This window comes from Burkholderia sp. Bp8986 (assembly GCF_003854225.1).
GTDB lineage: Bacteria > Pseudomonadota > Gammaproteobacteria > Burkholderiales > Burkholderiaceae > Burkholderia.
The window spans coordinates 1-1,384 of sequence record NZ_QTQM01000151.1 but is presented as its reverse complement, the minus strand read 5'-3'; the positions used below and the strand labels follow the sequence as shown (position 1 = coordinate 1,384).

The following is a 1,384-nucleotide window of genomic DNA, read 5'->3' as shown; positions in this document are numbered from 1 at the left end:
TTCATGTGGCGTTGCTTTCCCTTGCCGCTGCCGTCATCTGTTCTCGCTTCGTCGAGGACTTGTGTTAGCGACTCTAAACGCGTGGAGCAGGTCAATTCTTGCACATATCAAGGGCGAATACGGGCGACCACGCATATCGATCCAACAGTCTGAATCGACCTGTTCGCGCGGCAGATGTTGACCGGATTGATGCAGGCAGTTACGAGTATCGGGCCGACCATGGATACACTGAGCGAGGGATTCTGGCCACCCGAAACCGGCGTCATTTTGCATAGCAACCGTAGTAGCTAATGTTCCGGTCGATAATTGTTGAGTAATGTGCCGGCCAAAAATCCGTGGGGTTCGCTCAAGGTCGCCCGACTGGCTTGATGGCTAGCTGCGCGATTCGAGATACTGGGGCAAAGGTCACAAAGCTCGCCCAGACCGGTTGCACTCTGAACCTACTGTTCGGGTGGTTGTAATTTCCACTGATTCACGATCGCCTCGATTTGCTGGGCATATCTGTTGCGCAGCGAAGGTGTTTCCGAATGGTAGGAGCCGATCGCGTCCCAAGTATTTCCGTATTTGTTCATCTTCTGACGAAGATACCACGCTGCAATATAGATGTTCTTGCAAGGCTCCATCAATGTAGCTTCGGAGATTCCGTATTCATAAAGCTCCGGAAGGTGAATTGAATTAATCTGCATGATACCATAGTCTGTCGAGCCGTTCATATTCCTGTGTGTTGCGTCAGTCAGATAACGCGATTCTTTCCAAGCGATGGCGCGCAAGATCCACGGATTAACTCTCTGATAGCCGGCAGCCGCCTCGAAGCAGTCCGCGCGCACAGAAACGTTGAATGAAAAGTTGCACAACGCAACGGCGGCGAAACCAAATATATATTTTGTCAACATAGCCACACAGGCAATCCAAAAATGTTTCCACGAGAAGGTCAAGCAATTAAGCTCGCCGGCTCCACAACCTCAAAATATGCCATCACTACAGCAGCATAGCCTACTTTGTTTTCGCGGCAGCGCTTTCGATTTTATTATTTTTTTAATAAATCCCCCCAAATTACGAGGCTGCTCGGCGGCGCAATTATGTACAAATAGTCAATAAAATGACCTCACAAATCCTCCGAAGCGCCGCCACCCAAATAGACCAATCTAATCGTTTCGACGTTTCGATCTGCCCACCATTGCTCGATCGCCGCCAACATTTCAAATCACACATCATATTTACGGGTACAGCATTCGATCTCATCCAATAAATCTAGTTGTCGCGGAATCGTATTTGCAGTGCACAGAAAGTGAGCCCCTAAGAGACTCTTTCAAGTGCGACGCGTGTCGCCGTCCGCCGGACGTAAATCGGCAACGTAGTGGATGGCAAAGCTCCTCTCTGCCTT

1 protein-coding gene is annotated in these 1,384 nt (G+C 49.7%); it reads right to left on the bottom strand.

Translation table 11 applies throughout. The annotated features are described in order from the left end of the window. Positions 1–440: 440 nt before the first annotated feature. Positions 441–893, bottom strand: a complete 453-nt coding sequence (locus DID99_RS36605; protein ID WP_124668726.1) for a lytic transglycosylase domain-containing protein — start codon at positions 891–893, stop codon at positions 441–443. Positions 894–1,384 lie beyond the last annotated feature (491 nt).

Coding starts and splice junctions, on each gene's coding strand:
- DID99_RS36605 (WP_124668726.1), bottom strand. CDS start 893: ATGTTGACAAAATATATATTTGGTTTCGCCGCCGTTGCGTTGTGCAAC.